Here is a 15,977-nt window from a genome sequence, read left to right on the forward strand (position 1 = left end):
CGGGGGGCGCCCCAACCAGAGGGGAAGCACGACATGAGTCTGAACGTGAAGGAACGCCGCAACAAGACGGGCACCGTCCTCGTCGCCACCGGCGAGATCAACAGCGAGACCTCCGGCACCCTGCTGGAGACCCTGCTGCCGCTCGTCCGCGAGGACCGGCCGCTGCGCATCGACCTGACCGCCGTCACCTACGTCTCCAGCGCCGGCCTGCGCACCCTGCTGGTCGTCTACCGCGAGGCCCAGCACGCCGGCGTCGCCGTCACCCTGTACGGGGTGAGCGAGGAGGTCCGGTTCGTCATGTCGGCCACCGGCTTCCTCGACTTCTTCGAGGCCGGCGAGGCCGCGGCCGCCGCCGGCCGGGCCAAGGCCGCGCGATGAGCGAGGCCCGCTCCGAACGAGTGCTGCGCGTGGACGCGTACCCGACCCACGAGGTGGGCGGGTACCGCGTCCGCGCGGGCAAGCCGTTCCCCTTCGGGGCCAACGTGGTCCCCGGCGGGGTCAGCTTCTCCGTCTTCTCCGACCAGGCCACCTCCATGACCCTGGTCATCTACAAGCGCGGAGAGCCCGAGCCGATGGCCGAGCTGCAGTTCCCCGAGGAATTCCGCACCGGCAGCGTCTTCTCCATGACGGTCTTCGGCCTCGACCACGAGAACATCGAGTACGGCTACCGGGCCGACGGTCCCTACGACCCGGCCAGCGGCCACCGCTTCGACGCCCGCCAGGTCCTCTCCGACCCCTACGCCCGGCTGATCGCCGGCCGTGACGTGTGGGGCGTGGAGCCGGACCGCAGCCGCGGCTACCAGTACCGCTCGCGGGTCTGCCTCCAGGACTTCGACTGGGGCGACGACACCCCGCTGGGGATCCCCGCCGAGGACCTCGTCGTGTACGAGGCCCATGTGCGCGGCTTCACCCGGCACCCCTCCTCGCAGGTCACCGCCCCGGGCACCTTCGCGGGGCTGCGGGAGAAGATCCCGTACCTGAAGGAGCTCGGGATCAACTGCATCGAACTGCTCCCCGTCTTCGAGTTCGACGAGAGCGACAACCCGCGGAGCAACCCGGAGACCGGCGAGAAGCTCTACGACTACTGGGGCTACAACACCGTCTCCTTCTTCGCGCCCAAGGCCGGCTACGCGGCCACCGGACGCTACGGGATGCAGGGCGACGAGTTCCGCACCCTGATCAAGGACCTGCACGCGGCCGGCATCGAGGTCATCCTCGACGTCGTCTTCAACCACACTGCCGAGGGCAACGAGCAGGGCCCGACCATCTCCTTCAAGGGCCTCGACAACGCCACGTACTACATGCTCACGCCCGAGGGGTACTACTTCAACTTCAGCGGCACCGGCAACACGGTCAACTGCAACCACCCCGTGGTGCGCAACTACGTGCTCGACTGTCTGCGCCACTGGGTCGCCGACTACCACGTCGACGGCTTCCGCTTCGACCTCGCGGCCATCCTCGGCCGGGACCTGGACGGCACCCCGCTGCCCAACCCGCCGCTGCTGGAGATGCTCGCCTTCGACCCGGTCCTGCGGCACACCAAGCTCATCGCCGAGGCCTGGGACGCCGGCGGCCTCTACGAGGTCGGCAACTTCCCGGCCTACGGCCGCTGGGCCGAGTGGAACGGCAAGTACCGCGACACCGTGCGCCGCTTCCTCAAGGGCGACCCCGGGGTCACCGGAGAGCTGGCCACCCGCATCGCGGGCTCGCCCGACCTCTACTCCGGCCGCGGGACCAGTGCCTCCGTCAACTTCCTGACGGCCCACGACGGTTTCACCCTGGCCGACCTGGTCTCGTACAACGACAAGCACAACGAGGCCAACGGCGAGGGCAACAACGACGGGGCCAACGACAACAACAGCTGGAACTGTGGGGCCGAGGGACCCACCGACGACCCCGAGGTCAACACCCTGCGGCTGCGCCAGATGAAGAACGCCATCGCCATCCTGCTCACCAGCCAGGGCATCCCGATGCTCCTGTCCGGCGACGAGGTGGCCCGCACCCAGCAGGGCAACAACAACACCTACTGCCAGGACAACGAGCTGTCCTGGTTCGACTGGGACCAGGTCGACGACAACGCCGAACTGCTCCGGTTCACCCGCGAGATGATCGCCTTCCGGGGCCGCCACCGCGAGCTGCGCTCCACCACCCACCCCACCGGCCGGCTCCGCGACAGCCTCGGGCTGCCGGACATCAGCTGGCACGGGGAGCGGGCCTGGCAGCCCGACTGGTCGCCGGAGAGCCGCCTGATCGCGGTGGCCCGCTGCGGCACCGTCGACGAGGACGTGGTGTACGTCGCCATGAACTCCCACTGGGAGGCGCACGACCTGGAACTGCCCGCCCTGCCCCACGGCCGCAGCTGGCACCTGTTCGCCGACACCGGCGCCGAGGCCCCGCACGACATCCGCACCCCGGGCACGGAGCAGGAGCTCGACAACGCCGGCAAGTACCTGATCGGCCCGCGTTCGGTCGTGATCCTGGTCGGCCGCGCCAACGACCCCGAGTGACCGAAGGAGACCTGACATGCCGCTTTCCGTGTCCCTGAGCATCGAGGGCGACACCACCGTGATCGAACTGACGGGCGAGCTGGACGCCAAGACCGCGCCGGAGTTCCACCAGACCATCGAGAAGGCCGCCGGCCACGGCACCAGCACCGTCGAGATCCGGATGGCGGGCGTCGGCTACATGGCCAGCGCCGGGCTGCGCTCCCTGGTCTTCGCCCAGCAGAAGGTCGCCGACCACGTCACCATCAAGGTGGTCGGCGCCATCGAGCCGGTCTCGCGGACCATCCGCACGGCCGGTCTCGACCGCAGCATCGTGATCTCCGATGACTGAGTCACCGACGACCGAGCAGGGCGCCCGGGCCGGTGAGTGACGTGGTCGAACTGGCGAGGAAGCCCGCCGTACTGGAGGTGCCCGCCACCGTGGGGGCACTGGGCGAGATCGCCGCGTTCGTCCTGCGGCTGGCCGCCCGGGCCCGCCTCGGCACCGGGGCGACCTACCGGATCCGGCTGGCCGTGGACGAACTGGCCACGAACATCGTGATGCACGGGTACCGGGGCGGCGAGGGACGGATCACCGTCCTCGGCCGCTCCGGTCCCGACGGGGTGCGGATCGTCATCGAGGACACCGCCCCCGCGTTCGACCCCGTCGCAGGCCGCCTGCCCCCCGCCCCCGGGATCCCCCCGGAACGGCGGCGGGTCGGCGGCCTCGGCATCCACCTGGCCCTGACCAGCGTGGATTCGTACACCTATGCCCGCAGGGACGGTCGCAACATCAGCACGCTGACCGTCAAGGCTGAGGGGACGGACGCATGCCCTCCACAACCGTGATCATCCTGGACGTGCACCCGCTGCCGCCGGCCGATCTGCTCGAAGCGCTCCGGCTGATGGATGCGGAACTCGTCACCCCCAGCCTGCCGCAGCTGCTGCGCGAGCGCCTGGACGCACTGCCCGCCGGGGACGTGCTGCTCGTCCCCGCCGAAGCCGACGGGGACACCGTGCGCACCGTCGTGCGCCGGCTGCGCCGCTGGGCCGGCGCGCCGATCGTGGTCGCCTGGACCGTGGGGGACTTCACCGCCCTGGAGCGGCACGTCCGCCTCGGCCACGACTACCTCGTCCCGCCCTTCCTGCCCGCCCTGGTCGCGGCCCGGCTGCACAGCTGCACCGAACGGGCCGGACTCGGCCGCACCGTGCAGGAGGCCGACGCCCGCGCCGAACTCATGGGCTACGAGAAGGAACTGGAGATCGGCCGGGAGATCCAGGCCGGCTTCCTGCCCGAATCGCTGCCCGTGCCCGCCGGCTGGGAGATCGACGTGCGCTTCCGGCCGGCCCGGCAGGTCGCCGGGGACTTCTACGACGTCTTCGAGATCTCCCGGGGCCGCAGACTGGCCCTCGTGGTCGCCGACGTCTGCGACAAGGGAGTGGGCGCCGCCCTCTTCATGGCGCTCATCCGCTCCCTGCTGCGCCACACCGCCGAGAACAGCGGACTCCAGCACCTGATGGCCGCGGGCCGCACCGGCGGCAGCCGGCGCACCCCGGTGGTCGGCGCGACCCCGCTGCTCAACGCGGTCACCGCCACCAACGGCTACCTCACCCGCAACCACCTCCGGCAGGGCTACTTCGCCACCCTCTTCTTCGGCGTCCTGGACCCCCACACCGGCAGCCTCGTCTACATCAACGGCGGCCACAACCCGCCGCTGCTGCTCTCGGGCGACGGCTCCGGCACCCGGGCCCTGGAGGTCACGGGACCGGCGGTCGGGGTCCTGCCCGACTGCGTCTACACGCTCGGCTACGCCCAGCTCGACCCGGGCGACACCCTTTTCGTGTTCACCGACGGAGTGCCCGAGGCCCGCTGCCCCGAAGGCTACTTCCTCGGTGACGATCGGATGCTCGAACTGCTCGCCGGCCCCCCGGCGAGCGGCCGGGACGTGGTCGACCTGATGGACCGGGCGGTGCGCGAGCACACCGGCACCGCCGAACAGCACGACGACGTCACCATGCTGGCCCTGCACCGGCCACGTGCGGCGCGGGGGCCGCATGCGGACGGGACCGGCTACCGGGTGGTGGCGTGATGACCCGGACCATCGTGGTGCACTCGCACCGCGGGGGCACCGGGAAGTCCTCGGTGCTCGCCAACCTCGCCCTGCTACTGGCCGCGGCCGGCCGGCGGGTCGGGGTCGTCGACACCGACCTCCAGTCACCCACCCTGGACCTGCTGTTCGGGCTCGCCCCGGGCAGCGGCTCGCTCGCCGACTACCTGCTCGGCCGCTGCGAGATCGAGGCCGCCGCCCGGCGGACCTCGGTGCCCGGGCTGTACGTCGTACCGGCCCGGACCGGGACTGCGGCCCTGCGCGAGCTGATGGCCACCGGGTACGACGTCGGACTGCTCCCGGAGGGCTTCGAGCGGCTGGCGCGCAGCCATGCGCTGGACGTCCTGCTGCTCGACACGCACGCCGGGCTCAACAACGAGTCGGTGACCGCCATGGGCAGCGCCGACATCGTGCTGATCATGACGAGGGCGGACCGCATCGACCTCTCCGGGGTCGAGGAGACCATCGCCCTCGCCGGGCGGCTGGCCTGCCGGCGCGCCCTCGTCCTCAGCATGGCGCCCGAGGGCGTCGACCACGAAACCGTCCGCCGGCGCGCCGAGGAGGTATACGGCACCCCCCTGGCCGGAATCCTCCCGTACGTACCGGAAATGGCGGCCCTCTACGGTGAACGCATATTCGCCGAGGCGTTCCCCGACCACCCCCTGGTCGGTGAATTCCGTTCGATCCTCACGGCGTTGGACGCACGTGACGAAGTATCGCGGGCCTGACGTCACCCCCTTACGCGCCTCCAGAGGGGCGTGTTGAATCGGCAGCGAATCCAGAACAAGGAGAGAATCATGAGGATTCTCGTCGTCTTGACGGCAAAGGCCACCCTCCACCTCCTGGACGGGGAGCAGCACCCCTCGGGCTTCTGGGCCGAGGAATTCGTCGTTCCCTTCACCCTCTTCCAGGCCGCCGGCCACACCGTCGACGTGGCGACGATCGGGGGCGTCACCCCCACGGTCGACCAGACCAGCATCGACCCCGTGAACCTGCAGTACGTGCGCCCCGCAGGCTCCCCCGACGAGGACACCGCCAAAGCGGCCGAGTACGTCCGCGTGATCGAGCGGACCCCCCAGCTCCGGCACCCCCTCGCCATCGAGTCCCTCGGCGAGAAGGACATCGCCGGATACGACGCCCTCTACATCAGCGGCGGCCACGGGGCCATCGGCGACCTGCCGAAGTCCGACGAACTGGCGCAGGTACTGCGCTGGGCCATCGCCCAGGACAAACCCCTCGCCACCGTCTGCCATGGCCACACCGCCCTCCTCTCGCTGCGCGACGGCGAGGGCCGCTGGCCGTTCGAGGGATACCGGATGACCGCGTTCTCCCACGAGGAGGAACTGGTCACCAACATGGCCGGCCGGCTCCCGCTGATCCTGGAGGCCGAGCTCACCAGACTCGGCGCCCGCTACGAGAAGGCCGACGTGATCTGGGACTCGCACGTCGTCGTCGACCGCAAGCTCACCACCGGCCAGAACCCCTACTCCTCCAAGGCCCTCGCCGAGACGTTCCTGCGGCAGCTCGAAGAGGCCTAGCCCCCGCGACACCGGAAGGTGCAGCCATGACCAAGCGCGAGCTCAGCGGCCACCCGCTGGCCCACCCCGGCAAGCTGTTCATCGGCGGCCAGTGGGTCCCGGCCCGTGACGGCCGTACGGAACCGGACATCAGCCCGATCGACGGACAGGAGATCGTGCCGGTGGCCCAAGCCGCCGCGACCGACGCGGACGCCGCCGTCGAGGCCGCCCGCACGGCGTACGAGGAGGGTCCGTGGAGCCGGCTGTCCGCCCAGGAGCGCGCACTGCGGCTGAACCGCGTCGGTGAGCTGATCGAACGGGACCTGGAGGAGATCGCCCTTCTGGAGACGGTGGACATGGGCAAGCCGTTCGCCTTCTCCAGCACCGTCGACGCCCCCATGGCCGCCCAGCTCATGCACTACTACGCGGGTGCGGTCACCCGCGTCGACGGCTCCTCCAGGGCCCCGGCCGGCGGGCAGCTCGCCTACACGCTGCGCGAACCGCTGGGCGTGGTCTGCGCCATCACCCCCTTCAACTTCCCGCTGCTGCTGTCGATGACCAAGATCGCCCCGGCCCTCGCGGCCGGGAACACGGTCGTCCACAAGCCCTCCCCGGCCACCCCGCTCACCGCCCTGAAGATCGCCGAGCTGTTCCAGGAGGCGGAGATCCCCGACGGCGTGCTGAACGTCGTCACCGGACCCGGGGTGGAGCTGGGAGAGACCCTCACCGGCCACCCCGGCATCGACAAGATCGCCTTCACCGGCTCCACCGCCGTCGGACAGTCGATCATCCGCAAGTCGGCCGGCACCCTGAAGAAGGTGACGATGGAACTCGGCGGCAAGTCCGCCAACATCGTCTTCGCCGACGCCGACCTCGACGCCGCCGAGGAACTCGCCTTCTTCGGCATCTACTACAACAAGGGCGAGATCTGCACGGCCGGCTCCCGGCTGCTGCTCCAGCGCCCCATCCACGACGAGCTGGTCGAACGCCTGGTCCGCCGGGCCGCCGCCCTCAAGCCCGGCGACCCGCGCGACCCGGAGACCCTCTTCGGGCCGCTGGCCCACCGGGCCCAGTTCGACAAGGTCAGTTCCTACATCGAGGTGGGCGAGAAGGAAGGCGCGCTGCTGCGCACCGGCGGCACCGGCTGGACCCCCGAGGGCGCCTCCAGCCAGGGCCTGTACTTCCTGCCCACCGTCTTCACCGGCGTCGACAACGGGATGAGGATCGCCCAGGAGGAGATCTTCGGCCCCGTCCTGTCGGTCATCCCCTTCGACACGGAGGAGGACGCCGTGCGCATCGCCAACGACAGCGCGTACGGCCTCGCCGCCGGGGTCCACACCAAGGACCTGCGCCGGGCCCACCGGGTCGCCTCGCAGATCAAGGCCGGCACGGTCTGGGTCAACTGCTACAACCAGTACGACCCCTCCGTCCCCTACGGCGGCTACAAGGCCTCCGGCTACGGCCGCGAGTGCGGCCCGGAGTCCCTGGAGAGCTACACCCAGACCAAATCGGTCTGGATCGGCATGGACTGAACGGACCGACGTCCGGCACGGCCGGACCGAGCGATCGAGGAGCCTCAATGCGGACAGGCGTCATCGGCACCGGGCGGATCGGCTCGACCCTCGCGAGGATCCTGGTGGCGGCAGGCCACGAGGTGGTCCTCGCCAACGCCACCGGGCCGGATTCCCTCGCCCCCCTGCTCGCCGAACTGGGGCCCGCCGCCACCGCGGCGCGCCCCGTCGAGGCGGCGGGCCGGGCCGACCTCCTGGTGCTGATGGTGCCCTTCGCCGGCGTGCGGGGGCTGCTGCCCCCGCACGTCGTGCAGGACAAGGTGCTGGTGGACTCCACCAACGCCTTCAGCGGCCCGGGCACCCCCGCCGACCTGGGCGGACGCGGCTCCAGCGAGCTCGTCGCCGAGTGGTACCCGGGAGCCCGGGTCGTGAAATCCCTGAACACCATGCATTTCGAAACCCTCGCCGTCGCCGGGAAAGCCGGAGGTGAGCGCCTTGCGCATTACACGGCGGGCGACGAACCGAAGGCGAAGGAAATCGTCGCGGGAATCATCACCGATCTCGGATTCGCCGCGGTCGACACCGGACCGCTGCATTCCGGAGGAATTCTCCAGCAGCCCGGCGGCCCCCTCTTCAACCGGTCGCTCACGGAAGCGCAGGCGCTCGCATGGATCTGACACCCGCCCCCACCCTGACCCTCCACGTGAACGGAAGACCCGAGGAGTTCGCGGCGCGGCCGAGCGAACTCCTCGTGGAACGGCTCCGCGACGGACTCGGACTGACCGGCACCAAGGTCGGCTGCGACACCGGCCAGTGCGGGACCTGCGTGGTCCGCCTGGACGGCAGGTCCGTCAAGAGCTGCCTGATCCTCACCGCCTCCGCCGCCGGCTCCGAGGTCACGACCATCGAGGGGGTGTCCGCCCGGGGCGGGGAGCTGACCGGCCTCCAGGAGGCCCTGCGCCAGGAGCACGGCACCCAGTGCGGGTTCTGCACCCCCGGCATGGTGATGGCCCTCGGCGAGCTCGTCGAGAACGCCGCCCCGGGAACGGCGCCCACCGAGCCCGAGATCCGCGAGTGGCTCACCGGCAACCTCTGCCGCTGCACCGGCTACCACAGCGTGGTCCGCGGCGTGCAGCGCGCCTGCGCCGCGCCCGCCGGAGCCGACGGCTCCGCCGCACCCGCCGTGCCTTCGGCCGAGGGGCGGTGAGCGCGATGACCACCGTGACGGGGGAGAGCACCACCGGCGGCGGGGTCCTCGGCCGCCCGCTGGACAGCCGCGAGGACCCGCAGCTGCTGCGCGGCGAGGCCGTGTACGTGGCGGACATCGACCTGCCGGGCACCGCGCACATGGCCATCCTGGGCAGCCCGGTGGCCCACGCGAGGATCCTCTCCATCGAGACCAAGGCGGCCGAGCAGCTGCCCGGCGTCCTGAAGGTGGCCACCGCCGCCGACTTCACCGACGTCATGCCGCTGCCCTGCATCTGGATCCCCGGCGGGGTGGAGAGCCACTTCCCGCCCCACCCCTACGGACTGCCCGGCGCCCGCCCGGTGCTCACCGGCGACACCGTCCGCCACGTCGGCGACCCCATCGCCGTGGTCGTCGCCGAGACCCCGCGCCAGGCCGCCGCCGCCCTCGCCGCCATCAGCGTGGAGTACGAGCCGCTGCCCGTGGTCACCCGGGCCGACGAGGCCCTCGCCGAGGGCGCCCCGCAGCTGCACGAGGCCGTCCCCGGCAACCTCAACGCGTACTGGACCTGCGGTGACAAGGACCGCACCGACGCGGCCATCGCCCGCGCCGAGGTCACCGTGGAACTGGACCTCGTCAACCAGCGCACCATCAACAGCCCCATCGAACCGCGCGGGGCCGTCGGCGATTACAACGCCGCGACCGGCGAGTACACCCTCTACGCCTCCACGCAGGGCCCGCACAACCACCGCTTCCTGCTCTCCGCGCTGGTCCTCGGCATCCCCTTCAACAAGCTCAGGGTGATCGCCCCGACCGTCGGCGGCAGCTTCGGCACCAAGGGCTACCTCTACCCCGACATGGCGCTGGTCCTGCTGCTCTCCAAGGCGCTCGGCCGGCCCGTCAAATGGGTCGACACCCGCACCGGGCTGATGAACTCCACCGTCCAGGGCCGCGACCACCGCCAGCACGTCACCCTCGCCGGCACCCGCGACGGCCGCATCACCGCCGTGCGCTGCACCAGCTACGCCAACCTCGGTGCCTACCCCTCCACCATCGGCCCCGGTGTCGCCACCGCCCTGATGGGACGCTCCATCACCGGCATGTACGAGATCCCGGCCGCCTTCTGCGAGGTCTACGCCGCCTTCACCAACACGGTCTCCCTCGGCGCCCAGCGCGGCAGCGGGCGCGCCGAGGCCGCCTTCCTGATGGAACGCCTCGTCGACCGGTACGCCGCCGAGATCGGCATGGACCCGGCCGAGGTCCGCCGCATGAACCTGGTGCCGAAGGAGAAGTTCCCGTACGACAACGGGCTCGGCTGGACCTACGACTCCGGGAACTACGCGCCCAACTTCGACCGGGCCCTGGAGCTGGCCGGCTACGCGGACGTGCCCGCCCGCAAGGCGGCGGCCCGCGCCCGCGGCAAACGCCTCGGCGTCGGCATCGCCACCTACGTGGCCGTCTGCGGGGTCGGCCCCTCCACCCGGATGTCCAAGGAGGGCATGCTCGGCGGCACCTGGGAGAGCGCCAACATCCGTGTCCACCCCACCGGCGAGGTCACCGTCACCGTCGGCTCCGCCTCCACCGGCCAGAGCCACGGCACCGTCTTCGCGATGGTCGCCGCCGACGAGCTCGGCATCGACCCCGCGCAGGTCCAGGTGTACGAGGGGGACACGCTCAAGGCCCCGTACGGGCAGGGCACCTACGGCTCCCGCTCGTACAGCATGGCCGCCCCGGCCGTCGCCCTCACCGCCCGCAAGATCAAGGCCAAGCTGGTCAGGGCCGGGGCCGTCTTCCTGGACGTCCCCGAGGACCGCGTCGTCTACGAGAACGGCGGCGTCCACGAGGCCGGGAACCCGGACAACGCCAAGACCTTCGCCGAGCTGGCCATGGCCATGTGGTACGGCTGGGGACTGCCCCCGGAGATCGAGCCGGCCCTCGACGAGACCACCCACTTCGACCCGCCGGACTTCAACTACCCCTTCGGCACGCACGTGGCGGTCGTCGAGATCGACGAACTGACCGGCGAGACCGAGGTGGTGGACTACACCGCCGTCGACGACGCCGGGAACATCGGCAACCCGAAGATCGTCCACGGCCAGATCGAGGGAAGCATCGTGCACGGCCTGGGCCAGGCCCTCATGGAGGCCGCCGAGTACGACGAGAACGGCATCCTCCTCAGCTCCGACCTGACCCACTACGCCCTGCCCAGGGCCGCCGACGTGCCCTTCTTCACCCTCGACCGGACCGTCACGCCCTCGCCGCACAACCCGCTCGGCGCCAAGGGGGCCGGCGAGATCGCCACCGTGCCGCCCGCCGCCGCCGTCGTCAACGCGGTCGTCGACGCCCTCGCCGACCTGGGCGTCCGCCACATCGACATGCCGCTGACCCCCGAGAAGGTCTGGCGCGTACTGGAAGGAGGGTCCCGGTGATCCTCACCGAGTTCGACTACGTCCGGCCCGCCTCCCTCGACGAGGCCCTCGCCCTCCTCGCCGGCACCCCCGGAGCCCGGGTGCTGGCCGGCGGCCAGAGCCTGCTGCCCGGGCTGCGCACCGGCGCCGAGCGCGCCCGCCTGCTGGTCGACGTACGGCACCTCGCGCCGCTGCGCGGCGTCGACCGGGCGGCCGGGGAGCTGCGGATCGGGGCCCTGACCACCCTCGCCGAGCTCGCCGCGCACCCGCTGGTGCTCGCCGAGGCACCGGAACTGGCCGCGGCCGCCCGGGCCAACGGCGACCCCCAGGTCCGCAACCTCGGCACCGCCGGGGGCAACCTGGCCGCCGCCGGACGCCCGACCGACCTGCCCGTCGCCGCCATCGCGGCCGGCGCGCGGGCCGAGCTCGCCGGGCCGGGCGGAACCCGCACCGTGGCGGCGGAGGAGCTCGCCGCCTCCGGGGTGCCCGCCGGGGAGGTGCTCACCGCCCTGCTGGTGCCCGCCGCCGGACGGGCGGCCGCCTTCGAGAAGACCGCCGACCGGGCCACCCGGTACCCGCTGTGCGCCGCCGCCGTACGGATCACCCCCGACGGGCCGCGCATCGCGGTCACCGGAGCCACCCCCCGCGCCCTGCGCCTGCGCGGGGTCGAGGGCCGGCTGCGCGGGGGCCCGTACACCACCGGGGCGGTGCTCGCGGCCTTCCGCGCCGAGCCCAGGGAGCTGTTCGTCCCCGGGCGCGGTACCTCGGCCGAGTACCTCGGCCACCTCGCGGGCGTGCTCACCGCCCGCGCGCTGGCCAGGGCGGCGGCCCACAGCAGCGCCTGACTGACCGTCCGGGGCAGGGCGGGGGAGTGGAGTTGACGAGCGTGCCCGAACCGACCGAGACGAAGACCACGGGAGACACCCCGCACCCAGCCGGCCGCGCGGCGGGCACGCCGAGACCGTCCGGCTTCTGGGTGGTGGGCGCGGTCCTCGTCCTGCTGATGCTCTCCTCCTCCGTCCCCTCCGCCCTCTACGTGCTCTACCAGCAGCGCTGGGGCCTGTCCTCCGGCGTGGTCACGGTGGTCTTCGCCGTCTACGCCGTCACCGTGCTCACCGGACTGCTGCTGTTCGGGTCGCTCTCCGACACCCTGGGGCGGCGGCCCGTCCTCGGCGCCGGACTGGTCCTGGCCATCGTCTCCATGGGCCTGTTCGCCGGGGCCCGGGGGCTCGGCCTGCTGCTCGCCGCCCGCGCCGTACAGGGGCTGGCGGTGGGCCTCGCCACCGGGGCGATGAGCGCGGCCCTGCTGGAACTCAGCCCGCGCTCGCGGCCCGCCCTCGGGGCCCAGGTCAACAGCGCGGGACCGACCGTGGGCATCGGCCTCGGCGGGCTCGGCGCCGGACTGCTCGTCCAGTACGCGCCCGCCCCGACCGTCCTGAGCTACCTGCTGCTGGTCGGGGCCTTCGCGGTCACCCTGGTCGGGGTGGTCCGGATGGGCGAGAGCGCGCCCGGGGCCGGGGGCCGGCCACGGGTGGCCCCGCACCGGATCCGGGTACCGGCCGCCGTGCGGCGGCGGTTCGCCGTGCTGGTGCTCACGGTGGTGGCCGTCTGGACCGTCGGCGGCTTCTACCTCTCCCTCGGGCCCCACCTGGCCCTGTCCCTGCTCCACTCCACCAACTACCTGGCCGGCGGGGCCACCGTGGCCCTGCTCGCCGGCGCCGCCACCTGCGCCCAGCTGCTGCTGGGCCGCACCGAGCCGCTGCGCACCGCCGTCCTGGGGCTGCTCGGGCTGCTCGCCGGGCTCGCCCTGGTGCTGCTGTCCCTCGGCATGGGCTCGGCGCCCGTGTTCCTCGTCGCCACCGCCGTCCTCGGCTGCGGCTGGGGCGCCGCGTTCCTCGGCTCCTTCCGCGCGCTCAGCTCGCTCGCCGAGCCCGCCAACCGCGGCGAACTGACCGCCGCCGTCTACGTCTTCGCGTACCTCGCCATGAGCGTCCCGGCGGTCCTCGCCGGACTCCTGACCAACATCCACGGCCTGCAGCGCACGTCCGTCGGCTTCATGGCCGCCGTCGCCGCGGTGTGCGCGCTGGCCCTGTTCACGACCCTGCGGCTGGCGGCGCGCACCAGGGCCGAGGGGGGCACCCTGTGACCACAGTGACCACGAAAGAGCTGCGGACCGCCCTGCAGGGGCTGGAGATCTTCGCCGCGATCACCGAGGAGCAGCTGGACTGGCTGGTCTCGGTCTCCGAGCCGCGCGTCCTCGCCGACGGGGAGGTCCTCTTCCGCGACGGCGAGGAGGCCACCTGCTTCCACGTCCTGGTCTCCGGCGGGCTGGTCGTCACCAAGGTCGTCGACGGCCGCGAGGAGGTCCTGACCCGGCACTCCACCGAGGAGGAGAGCGCCGCCGCCGAGGAACACGACGGCAAGCCCTCCGCGGCGCACCGCTTCACCGGGGAGCTGCCGCTGCTGACGGACGGCTCCTACGTGGCGACCGCGTCCGCGAGCGGGCCGGCCACCACCGTCGTGGCCTACCCGAAGCCGGTGTTCTTCGAGATGCTGACCCGCTGCAACGGGGTGGCCGCCGTGCTGATCCCCGTACTGGCCTGGCGGATCAAGTCCTCCGAGGTCCAGGCCCGCAAACGGGCCACCGTCGAGGCCCTCGGCACCCTGGCCGCCGGGCTCGCGCACGAGCTGAACAACCCCGCCGCCGCCGTGGCCCGCGCCGCGCAGGAGCTGGTGCCCGCCCTGGAACGGCTCACCGCCACCGCGTACGGGTGGGGCGCGGCCGCCTCGGGCGCGGAGCGCGGCGTACTGGAGCGCCTGGCGGGGGAGCTGGACCGGCTACCGCCGCCCGAGACCTCCGACCCCCTGGCGCAGGCCGACGCCGAGGAGGAGATCGCCGACTGGGCGGAGGAGGCCGGCGCGGACCGGCCCGGGCTGCTCGGCTCCGGGGCCTCCGACCTCGGGCTGGAGCTGGGCTGGCTGCTGGAGCGGCTGGAGGGCATCGGCGAGGCCGCCCTGCCCTCCGCCCTCGACCACCTGGCGGCGCTGCTGGAGGCCCGTTCGCTGGCCGCCGAGCTGCGCGCGGCCGGCCCCCGCATCTCGCAACTGGTCGCGGCCACCCGGGACTACGCCAACCTCGACCGGGCCCCCGAGCAGCGGTTCGCGGTGACCGACGGCCTGGAGAACACCCTGGTCGTGCTCCGCTCCAAGCTCACCGGGATCACCATCGTCCGCGCCTACGCCCCGGACCTGCCCGACCTGACCGGCTACCCGGGGGAGCTCAACCAGGTGTGGACCAACCTGGTCGACAACGCCGCCGAGGCCATGGAGGGCGCGGGCACGCTGACTCTGCGGTGCCACGCCGAGGGCGTCTGCATGGTCGTGGAGATCACCGACACCGGGCGGGGCATCCCCGAGGACGTCCTGCCGCGCATCTTCGAGCCCTTCTACACGACCAAGGACGTGGGGAAGGGCACGGGCCTGGGGCTGCACCTCAGCTACCGGATCGTGACCCAGCGCCACCACGGGTCGATCACCGCCCGCTCCCGCCCCGGCGAGACCCGGATGCTCGTACGCCTGCCCCTCGCGGGCTGAGCCGCCGCCCCGCCGGGACCCGTCACCCGGGACCCGTCACCCCGAGAGCCGTCACCCACACCCACCGAAAGGAAGTCGAACATGGCCAAGTACGACATCTCCGCGCTGCACCCGGTCTTCGTCCGCCAGATGGACGCGCTGGCCGCCCTGGACATCGAGGCGGTGATGAAGAACTACACCGAGGACGCCGTGCTGGTCCGCTTCGAGGGTGCGTCGGTGGGCATCGAAGCCGTTCGCGAGACGTTCACCGGATACCTCACCCTGAAGCCGACGCTCGTCGAACTCCAGGAGTACATCGAGACCGAGGACACCATCTTCTACCGGGCGATCATGAACCTGAACGGCGCTCCGGAGCACGCGTTCGGGACACTCGTCGTCCGCGATGGCCGGATCTGGCGCCAGACGGCCGGCTTCGGCAGCTGACGGCCCTTTCGTGGGTAGCGTGAGCGGGGAGGGCGGAGGCAGCGCCCTCCTCGCTCGTGCGAGGGATCGGTGAAGGGGAGCCCATGGAGCAGGAAACCAACCGGGTGGAGGCGTTCAGTGATGGCGTATTCGCCATCGTGATCACCATTCTGGTGCTGGAGTTAAAGGTTCCGGAAGAACAGGGATCGGCCCTGTGGCACGGACTCTGGGAACAATGGCCGCACTACGCCGCGTACCTGGTGAGTTTCCTCATCATCGGCGTGATGTGGGTGAACCACCACACGATCTTCAGTCACCTCAAGCGGGTCGACAGGCCCCTGTTGTTCCTGAATCTCCTGGTGCTCATGGTGGTTTCCGTGATTCCCTACACCACCAACGTCCTCGCCGAACACCTCACGGACGGGGATTCGGCCAACGTCGCGGCGATCCTCTACAGCTCGTGGACCGTCGTGTACGCTCTCGCCTTCCTGGCCTTCTGGTGGTACGTGACCAAGGTGGGCCACCTCTTCCACGAAGCGGTGGACAAGGAAGGGGCCCGGGCCACCCGGGTCCGATTCGGACTGGGCGCGGTCGCCTACCCCTTGACCGTGATTCTGTCCTTCTTCTCAGCACCTCTCACTCTCGTCGCACACTTCCTGATCGCCCTCTACTACGCCGCGAACCAGATCCCCATCCCACTCGTGGTAGAAGAAGAGCGGCTCGAATCTGGCAGCGACCTCAGGAAGTAGCCGCAGGGCCCTACGGCCG

The 15,977-nt window shown here is 71.7% G+C and carries 16 protein-coding genes; all 16 read left to right on the forward strand.

Annotated elements, in window-relative coordinates; genetic code table 11:
• The first annotated feature begins 33 nt into the window (after positions 1-33).
• The 16 genes from AB0F18_RS12310 (at position 34) to AB0F18_RS12385 (ending at position 15,958) form a co-directional block, all read left to right on the forward strand.
• On the forward strand, positions 34-378 hold the full coding sequence (locus tag AB0F18_RS12310) for an STAS domain-containing protein (RefSeq protein ID WP_362058230.1): 345 nt from the start codon (positions 34-36) through the stop codon (positions 376-378).
• Positions 375-2,507 (forward strand): glycogen debranching protein GlgX, encoded by a 2,133-nt coding sequence (gene glgX, locus AB0F18_RS12315; RefSeq protein WP_362058233.1) that lies wholly within the window; start codon positions 375-377, stop codon positions 2,505-2,507. The genes AB0F18_RS12310 and glgX overlap by 4 nt, the downstream gene beginning before the upstream one ends.
• Before the next feature lie 16 nt (positions 2,508-2,523).
• Positions 2,524-2,835, forward strand: coding sequence for an STAS domain-containing protein (locus AB0F18_RS12320; protein ID WP_362058236.1), 312 nt, complete (start codon positions 2,524-2,526; stop codon positions 2,833-2,835).
• A gap of 32 nt (positions 2,836-2,867) precedes the next feature.
• Positions 2,868-3,332 carry an ATP-binding protein gene (locus AB0F18_RS12325; protein WP_362058239.1) on the forward strand — a complete coding sequence of 155 codons (465 nt, stop codon included), beginning with the start codon at positions 2,868-2,870 and terminating at the stop codon, positions 3,330-3,332.
• Positions 3,314-4,573: a PP2C family protein-serine/threonine phosphatase gene (locus AB0F18_RS12330; protein ID WP_362058242.1), complete on the forward strand. Its 1,260-nt coding sequence runs from the start codon at positions 3,314-3,316 to the stop codon at positions 4,571-4,573. Before AB0F18_RS12325 ends, AB0F18_RS12330 begins: the two co-directional genes overlap by 19 nt.
• Entirely contained in the window at positions 4,573-5,319 is a 747-nt protein-coding gene (locus tag AB0F18_RS12335) for a MinD/ParA family protein (protein WP_362058245.1), read from the forward strand. Before AB0F18_RS12330 ends, AB0F18_RS12335 begins: the two co-directional genes overlap by 1 nt.
• Positions 5,320-5,388: 69 nt before the next feature.
• Positions 5,389-6,129, forward strand: a complete 741-nt coding sequence (locus AB0F18_RS12340) for a type 1 glutamine amidotransferase domain-containing protein (RefSeq protein WP_362058248.1) — start codon at positions 5,389-5,391, stop codon at positions 6,127-6,129.
• Between the two features lie 26 nt (positions 6,130-6,155).
• Positions 6,156-7,640: an aldehyde dehydrogenase family protein gene (locus tag AB0F18_RS12345; RefSeq protein WP_362058251.1), complete on the forward strand. Its 1,485-nt coding sequence runs from the start codon at positions 6,156-6,158 to the stop codon at positions 7,638-7,640.
• Positions 7,577-8,296 (forward strand): NAD(P)-binding domain-containing protein, encoded by a 720-nt coding sequence (locus AB0F18_RS12350; protein ID WP_362058254.1) that lies wholly within the window; start codon positions 7,577-7,579, stop codon positions 8,294-8,296. The genes AB0F18_RS12345 and AB0F18_RS12350 overlap by 64 nt, the downstream gene beginning before the upstream one ends.
• A complete protein-coding gene (locus AB0F18_RS12355; protein ID WP_362058257.1) occupies positions 8,287-8,826 on the forward strand; it encodes a (2Fe-2S)-binding protein in 540 nt (179 codons plus the stop codon). The genes AB0F18_RS12350 and AB0F18_RS12355 overlap by 10 nt, the downstream gene beginning before the upstream one ends.
• 5 nt (positions 8,827-8,831) lie before the next feature.
• Positions 8,832-11,234 carry a xanthine dehydrogenase family protein molybdopterin-binding subunit gene (locus AB0F18_RS12360; RefSeq protein WP_362058260.1) on the forward strand — a complete coding sequence of 801 codons (2,403 nt, stop codon included), beginning with the start codon at positions 8,832-8,834 and terminating at the stop codon, positions 11,232-11,234.
• A complete protein-coding gene (locus AB0F18_RS12365) occupies positions 11,231-12,058 on the forward strand; it encodes an FAD binding domain-containing protein (RefSeq protein ID WP_362058263.1) in 828 nt (275 codons plus the stop codon). The genes AB0F18_RS12360 and AB0F18_RS12365 overlap by 4 nt, the downstream gene beginning before the upstream one ends.
• 41 nt (positions 12,059-12,099) lie before the next feature.
• A complete protein-coding gene (locus AB0F18_RS12370) occupies positions 12,100-13,359 on the forward strand; it encodes an MFS transporter (protein ID WP_362058266.1) in 1,260 nt (419 codons plus the stop codon).
• Positions 13,356-14,807, forward strand: a complete 1,452-nt coding sequence (locus tag AB0F18_RS12375; protein WP_362058269.1) for an ATP-binding protein — start codon at positions 13,356-13,358, stop codon at positions 14,805-14,807. The genes AB0F18_RS12370 and AB0F18_RS12375 overlap by 4 nt, the downstream gene beginning before the upstream one ends.
• 81 nt (positions 14,808-14,888) lie before the next feature.
• The gene (locus AB0F18_RS12380; RefSeq protein ID WP_362058272.1) at positions 14,889-15,230 is read left to right on the forward strand and encodes a nuclear transport factor 2 family protein; all 342 of its coding nucleotides are present in this window, start codon (positions 14,889-14,891) and stop codon (positions 15,228-15,230) included.
• Positions 15,231-15,313: 83 nt separating this feature from the next.
• On the forward strand, positions 15,314-15,958 hold the full coding sequence (locus AB0F18_RS12385; RefSeq protein ID WP_362058275.1) for a TMEM175 family protein: 645 nt from the start codon (positions 15,314-15,316) through the stop codon (positions 15,956-15,958).
• Positions 15,959-15,977: the final 19 nt, after the last annotated feature.

The sequence above is a fragment of the Streptomyces sp. NPDC029216 genome, assembly GCF_040648015.1.
In the GTDB taxonomy this organism is placed as follows: domain Bacteria; phylum Actinomycetota; class Actinomycetes; order Streptomycetales; family Streptomycetaceae; genus Streptomyces.

What these genes read in the sequence shown, in the direction of transcription:
- AB0F18_RS12355 (WP_362058257.1), top strand. Translation starts at nt 8,287, where the DNA reads ATGGATCTGACACCCGCCCCCACCCTGACCCTCCACGTGAACGGAAGA.
- AB0F18_RS12320 (WP_362058236.1), top strand. Translation starts at nt 2,524, where the DNA reads ATGCCGCTTTCCGTGTCCCTGAGCATCGAGGGCGACACCACCGTGATC.
- AB0F18_RS12345 (WP_362058251.1), top strand. Translation starts at nt 6,156, where the DNA reads ATGACCAAGCGCGAGCTCAGCGGCCACCCGCTGGCCCACCCCGGCAAG.
- AB0F18_RS12380 (WP_362058272.1), top strand. Translation starts at nt 14,889, where the DNA reads ATGGCCAAGTACGACATCTCCGCGCTGCACCCGGTCTTCGTCCGCCAG.
- AB0F18_RS12360 (WP_362058260.1), top strand. Translation starts at nt 8,832, where the DNA reads ATGACCACCGTGACGGGGGAGAGCACCACCGGCGGCGGGGTCCTCGGC.
- AB0F18_RS12340 (WP_362058248.1), top strand. Translation starts at nt 5,389, where the DNA reads ATGAGGATTCTCGTCGTCTTGACGGCAAAGGCCACCCTCCACCTCCTG.
- glgX (WP_362058233.1), top strand. Translation starts at nt 375, where the DNA reads ATGAGCGAGGCCCGCTCCGAACGAGTGCTGCGCGTGGACGCGTACCCG.
- AB0F18_RS12310 (WP_362058230.1), top strand. Translation starts at nt 34, where the DNA reads ATGAGTCTGAACGTGAAGGAACGCCGCAACAAGACGGGCACCGTCCTC.
- AB0F18_RS12335 (WP_362058245.1), top strand. Translation starts at nt 4,573, where the DNA reads ATGACCCGGACCATCGTGGTGCACTCGCACCGCGGGGGCACCGGGAAG.
- AB0F18_RS12330 (WP_362058242.1), top strand. Translation starts at nt 3,314, where the DNA reads ATGCCCTCCACAACCGTGATCATCCTGGACGTGCACCCGCTGCCGCCG.
- AB0F18_RS12385 (WP_362058275.1), top strand. Translation starts at nt 15,314, where the DNA reads ATGGAGCAGGAAACCAACCGGGTGGAGGCGTTCAGTGATGGCGTATTC.